Annotated in this window: 4 protein-coding genes; 2 read left to right on the top strand and 2 right to left on the bottom strand. The window is 69.9% G+C overall.

Translation table 11 applies throughout. The features are described from left to right. Positions 1-742 precede the first annotated feature (742 nt). Positions 743-1,357 carry a class I SAM-dependent methyltransferase gene (locus tag ACWDUA_RS15030; protein ID WP_449751802.1) on the bottom strand — a complete coding sequence of 205 codons (615 nt, stop codon included), beginning with the start codon at positions 1,355-1,357 and terminating at the stop codon, positions 743-745. A 71-nt stretch (positions 1,358-1,428) separates the two neighbouring features. Then, positions 1,429-2,598 carry a MalY/PatB family protein gene (locus ACWDUA_RS15035; RefSeq protein WP_449751803.1) on the bottom strand — a complete coding sequence of 390 codons (1,170 nt, stop codon included), beginning with the start codon at positions 2,596-2,598 and terminating at the stop codon, positions 1,429-1,431. Positions 2,599-2,645: 47 nt separating this feature from the next. Between ACWDUA_RS15035 and ACWDUA_RS15040 the strand changes: the two genes are divergently transcribed. Together ACWDUA_RS15040 and ACWDUA_RS15045 are read left to right on the top strand one after the other, a co-directional pair. Next, on the top strand, positions 2,646-3,428 hold the full coding sequence (locus ACWDUA_RS15040) for an LLM class F420-dependent oxidoreductase (protein ID WP_449751804.1): 783 nt from the start codon (positions 2,646-2,648) through the stop codon (positions 3,426-3,428). Positions 3,429-3,572: 144 nt separating this feature from the next. After that, positions 3,573-5,558, top strand: a complete 1,986-nt coding sequence (locus ACWDUA_RS15045) for a TPM domain-containing protein (protein WP_449751910.1) — start codon at positions 3,573-3,575, stop codon at positions 5,556-5,558. The last annotated feature ends 209 nt before the right edge of the window (positions 5,559-5,767 follow it).

The raw sequence follows: 5,767 nt of genomic DNA on the forward strand, positions 1-5,767 counted from the left end.
ATCGTTCGGTCGGTCCCGGCTCAATCATCCTTCAGCGACCTCCCACCCAATCAGCAAGAGACTGTTGGTGGTTGAGCCGACGAGGAGCGTCGCGACAAGGCGTGTCGACACCCCCGCCGGCCGAACTCACCACCGCAACCACCTCGCAGGTGGCCACGCATCAACGCCGGCTACGGAGATTTCGACACGGGTCCTCGCGATGCTCGGTCCCGGCTCAATCATCGTTCGGTCGGTCCCGGCTCAATCATCCTTCAGCGACCTCCCACCCAATCAGCAAGAGACTGTTGGTGGTTGAGCCGACGAGGAGCGTCGCGACGAGGCGTGTCGACACCCCCGCCGGCCGAACTCGCCACCGTGACCACCTCGCAGGTGGCCACGCATCCAACGCCGGCTACGGAGATTTCGACACGGGTCCTCGCGATGCTCGGTCCCGGCTCAATCATCGTTCGGGGGTTCCTGGCTCAATCATCCTTCAGCGACCTCCCACCCAATCAGCAAGAGACTGTTGGTGGTTGAGCCGACGAGGAGCGTCGCGACGAGGCGTGTCGAAACCTCTGTCGGCCGAACTCGCCACCGCAACCACCTCGCAGGTGGCCACGCATCCAACGCCGGCTGCGGAGATTTCGACACGGGTCCTCGCTTCGCTCGGTCCCGGCTCAATCATCGATCGGTCGGTCCCGGCTCAATCATCGTTCGGGGGTTCCTCGCGATGCCGGGTCCCGTCGACGCACCCACCCCGGGCTCAACCCACCCGCTGCACGCGCACGACGACGTCTTCCACGTGATGACCTCCACCAGCGGGGCGTCCACGATCGCGGGTCTCGTTGGTCACGGTCGTCCAGCCGTCGCCGAGCAGCTCGAGGAAGTCGGTGGGCTGGACGTAGTCGTCGGGGTCGAATCCGTGGGCGCGCACCCCCTCCGGCGCATGGGCCACGACGAGCAGGGTGCCGCCGGGCGCTACGGCGTCGACCAACTTGCGGGCGACCGCGGCATGCTCGGTGGGGATCGGGAGATAGTGGGCGGTGATCAGGTCAAACGGGGCGCCCGGCACCTCGTCGACAGTGAGATCGGTTCGTGTCCAGGTGATCTCCGGACGGCCGTCGATCTCACGCGCCCGATCGATCGCGACCTGGGAGATGTCGACGGCGGTGACGGTCCAGCCGGAGTCGGCGAGCCACCGGGCGTCGGCACCCTCACCGGAGCCGACCTCGAGTGCCCGCCCGGGCGCCAGATCCGAGACCTCCACCGGCAACGCCGGATTGACGTGGGTGGTCCACAGGCGGTCGGCGTCGCGGTAGCGGGCATCCCACTCGTCGGCGGAGTGCGTGATGACGGGTCCGTGGTCGTGTTCGCTCATGACCCGACTGTGACATGCTCCCGGTCCGTCGTCGACGAGCATTGCCGCACGCGCAAGAACATCTGGTCAGCTCAGCGGGCGACGTCGACGACCGCGGCGATCCGATCGATCGCCTCGGTGAGGACCTCCGGTGAGCACGCCAGGTTGAGGCGCGCGAATCCCTTGCCCGGCTCCCCGAAGGCCGGACCGCGATGCAGTGCGACGCGTCCCTGCTCCAGGATCACCTCGGCCGGATCGTCGCCGAGACCGGCGGCGCGGAAGTCCAACCAGGCCAGATACGAGGCGTGCGGCCTACGCATCGTGACCGACGGAAGGCGCTGCGCCACAAGTTTCTCCAGCAGGTCGAAGCTCTCACCGATGGTGGCCAGCACATCGTCGAGCCACTCGTCGCCGTCGGTGAAGGCGGCCGCGGCGGCTGCACGCCCCAGGATGCTGGTGCGGAAGGCGACCTCCTCGGGCTGGCGGTCCACCAGCGCCCGCATCGGGTTGGACCCGACCACGGTGAACGCACACTTGGCCCCGGCGAGGTTGAAGGCCTTGCTCGCCGAATGCGCGGCGATCCCCACCTCACGAGCGGTGTCGTCCACGGCGAGAAATGGCACGAACTCCACCCCGGGATGGACCAGCGGCGCGTGGATCTCGTCCGAGATCACCACCGCACCATGTGCGGCCGCCAGCGATGCGAGCGCCTCGAGGTCGGTGCGGGGATGCGGCAGGCCGAGCGGATTGTGCGGATGGCACAGGATGATCGCCCTGGCCCCGGCGGCGAACGCGTCGCGGATGCCGCCCAGATCCAGGCGCCACGACGTGCCCAGATCCACCAGCGGCACCTCCACCGTGCGGCCCCCCGCCTCGGGAACGATGTCGAAGAACGGTGGATACACCGGCGGCGTGATGATCACCGGGGCCCCGGGCCGAATGGCCACCCGCAGTGCCTCGACCAGCACCACCGACACGTCGGTCGTCGGGTGCACGTCGTCGGGCGCCACCGTCCATCCCCATCGGCGGTGGGCGAAGCCGGCGAACGCCTCGCCCGCGGCTCCGGCACTGCCGGCGTAACCGAGATCGTCGGTGCGGATCTGCTCGATCATCGCCTCGGCGACGGCCGGCGCGAGGGGGTAGTCCATCTCGGCGACGAACAACGGGAGCACGTCGTCGGGGTAGGTGCGCCACTTCTCGCTGGTTCGTCGGCGTAACTCGGCGAGCGGCGGGGCGATCGGACGGGCGATACCGGAGTTCACGTTCTCGTTGTACCCGCAATGCGCTCGGCGCGGGCAGACTGGAGCGCATGGCCTTTCCCATTCGCATCGGTGTCCAACTCCAGCCCCAGCACGCCCCCGAGTACTCCCTGATCCGCGACGCGGTCCTGCGCGCCGAGGACGCAGGGGTCGACGTGGTGTTCAACTGGGACCACTTCTATCCCCTCTACGGCGACCCCGACGGAGCGCATTTCGAGTGCTGGACGATGCTCGGGGCGTGGGCCGAGCAGACCGAGCGGGTGGAGATCGGCGCGCTGGTGACCTGCAACTCCTACCGCAACCCAGAGCTGCTCGCCGACATGGCACGCACCGTCGACCACATCTCCGGCGGTCGGCTGATCCTGGGCATCGGCGGCGGCTGGTTCCAGAAAGACTACGACGAGTACGGCTACGAGTTCGGCACCGCCGGATCACGGCTGGCCGACCTCGGTCAGGCGCTCCCGCGGATCGACGCACGACTCAAGCGCCTCAACCCCGCCCCGACCCGTGACATCCCGGTCCTGATCGGCGGCAGCGGGGAGAAGAAGACGCTGCGCTACGTGGCCCAGTACGCCGACACCTGGCACGGCTTCAACGACATCGAGACCTATCGTCACAAGTCGGCGGTGCTCGCCGAACACTGTGCGGCGGTCGGCCGCGACCCGTCGACCATCGAGCGCTCGGCCGGTCTGCAGTTCAGCGGCGACGTGGATGCCCTGCTGCGCGACGCGGACGCGGTCAGCGCCGAAGGTGTCTCCCTGTTGACCGTGGGCGTGACCGGCCCCGACTACGACCTGACCCCGGTCGAGGCGCTCTGCCGCTGGCGCGGCTGAGTCCGATGTCCTCTCCGGCCGCGGCCTCGCCTGGCCGCCGCCGGACAGAGGACGAGGTGAGCCATCCCGGTGGGTGCGGTGACTAGATTGTTCGGCATGGCAACCGCTCGGATGACGCGTCTCGTACACGCCGCAGCCCTGTCGATGATCACGCTGGTCCTGGCGTTGATGTCGTCGGTGCTGCTCGGTTCGGTGCTGGCCGGGCGCGCCGACGCGCAGCCGCCCGGCCGGCTCCCCGAGCCGGTGTCCGATCCGGCGGATGTCCTCACCGAGGCCCAGCGCGCCGACGTCGACGCCGCGGTGGACCGCCTCTACAGCGCCCACGGCATCCAGCTGTGGGTGGTGTACGTGAAGTCGTTCGATGGGATGAGCAACGACACCTGGGCGCGCCAGACCGCCGAACTGAGCCTGCTCGGCGACAAGGACATCCTGCTCGCGATCGCCACCGACGACCGCGAATACCGGCTGACCGCGCCGCCCAACGCCTCGACGGCCGACATCACCGACTCCGACCTCGCCACGATCGCCACCGACGGCGTCGTGCCGGCGTTGAAGAAGGCCGACTGGGCCGGTGCGGGAATCGCCGCGGCCGACGGTATCGCCGCCGCGATGACCCCGTCCAACACCGGCTGGATCGTCGCCGGGACCGTCGGCGGTGTCGCCGTCATCGGCGGTGGCGGCGCGTGGCTGTACTCCCGCCGCAAGAAGCGTCGGGCCGTGGAGACCGGGGTGGAGGCGCTGCGGGAACACGAGCTGACCGCCGACCAACTCGTCGCGCAGCCACTCGACGTGCTCGACCCTTGGTCGCGGGAGGTCCTCACCGACACCGACAACGCGATCCGCACCAGCGAGGACGAACTCGTGCTGGCCGTCGGTGAGTTCGGTCCGGCGCAGACCGCACCGTTCCGCGCTGCCCTCGACGACGCCAAACAGGCGCTCGCGGCGTCGTTCATGCTGCGTCAGCGACTCGACGACGCCATCCCGGAGACACCGGACGAGCAGCGCACCCTACTGCTGCAGATCATCACCACCTGCACCGACGCCGACAGACGACTCGATGAGCAGGTGACGGCCTTCGACGAGATGCGCAATCTGTTGATCAATGCGGCGTCACGCTTCGACCAGATCACGCGGTCGCTGGTGGACCTGCGGACCCGGATCGAGTCGTCGGCGACTCAGCTGGCCGATCTCGTCGCCCGCCACGGCGAGCAGACCTGCACGTCGATCCTGCACAACGTGGACCTGGCCCGCGAGGAGATCGACTTCGCCGAGCGCAGCGCCGATCAGGGCCGATCCGCGATCACCCGCCCCGCCGGTGAGCAGGGACCGGCGGTCGCCGACATCCGGGCCGCCGAGGGCGCGATCGACCAGGCCACCAAACTCCTCGACGCGATCGGCAACGCCGAGGGCAACATCGCCGCGGCGCACACCCAGATGCCGGCACTGATCACCGAGGTGGAAGGTGAGCTCGCCGAGGCGACCCAGCTGACCACCGACGGCGGGCCGGCCCTGGCGACCGCGGTGCAGCGCGCCGCCGCGGCCCTGACCGACGCCAAGACGGGCTTCGCCGCCGATCCGCTCGGCGTGTTCACCGCGCTGGTCGACGCCGATGCCGAACTCGACGACGCGCTCGACGCGGCGCGTGGTGCCGCTGCCGAACGCACCCGGCGTGCCGAGGTGCTCACCGCGGCGCTCACGTCGGCCGACGCCAAGGTGTCGGCCGCCCGGGACTTCATCGCCACCCGCCGCGGCGCGGTGCAGTCGGTGGCCCGCACCCGGTTGTCGGAGGCGGAGCGACTGGTGCAAGACGCGCACGCCGCCTCGTCGTCGGACCCACTCGCCGCCACCGACACCGCTCGGCGGGCGGGCTCGCTCGCCGACCAGGCGCTGATGGCCGCCCAGGGTGACGTGGTGAGCTGGCAGAACGCCCAGCAACCGCCGCGCCAGCACGGATCGGCCGCCGGGGCCGTGCTGACCGGTGTGCTCGTCGACAGCTTCTTGCGCGGGGCCACCCGCGGTGGCGGATTCGGTGGTCACCGGGGTGGCGGATACACCAGCGGCGGCCGCAGCCCCGGTTCGTTCGGCGGGTCGTCGAGCTCAGGACGGATCGGCACCGGCGGACGGTTCTGATCTGACCGCCCCGGCCACGACGCGGGTCGGGTGACGGTGGTTGCGTGACGAGCTCGGCCGGCGGAGGTTCCGACACGACGTGTCGCTGCGCTCCGCTGGTGGTTGAGCGGGACGTCCTCGCGCAGCGAGGCCGCCCGGCCGTCGAAACCCGGTGAGGTTGCGTTGGGAGGTGGCCACAGCCGAAGTGGTCACCCGCCGACGTCGGCCGG

This window comes from Gordonia sp. NPDC003376 (assembly GCF_053589235.1).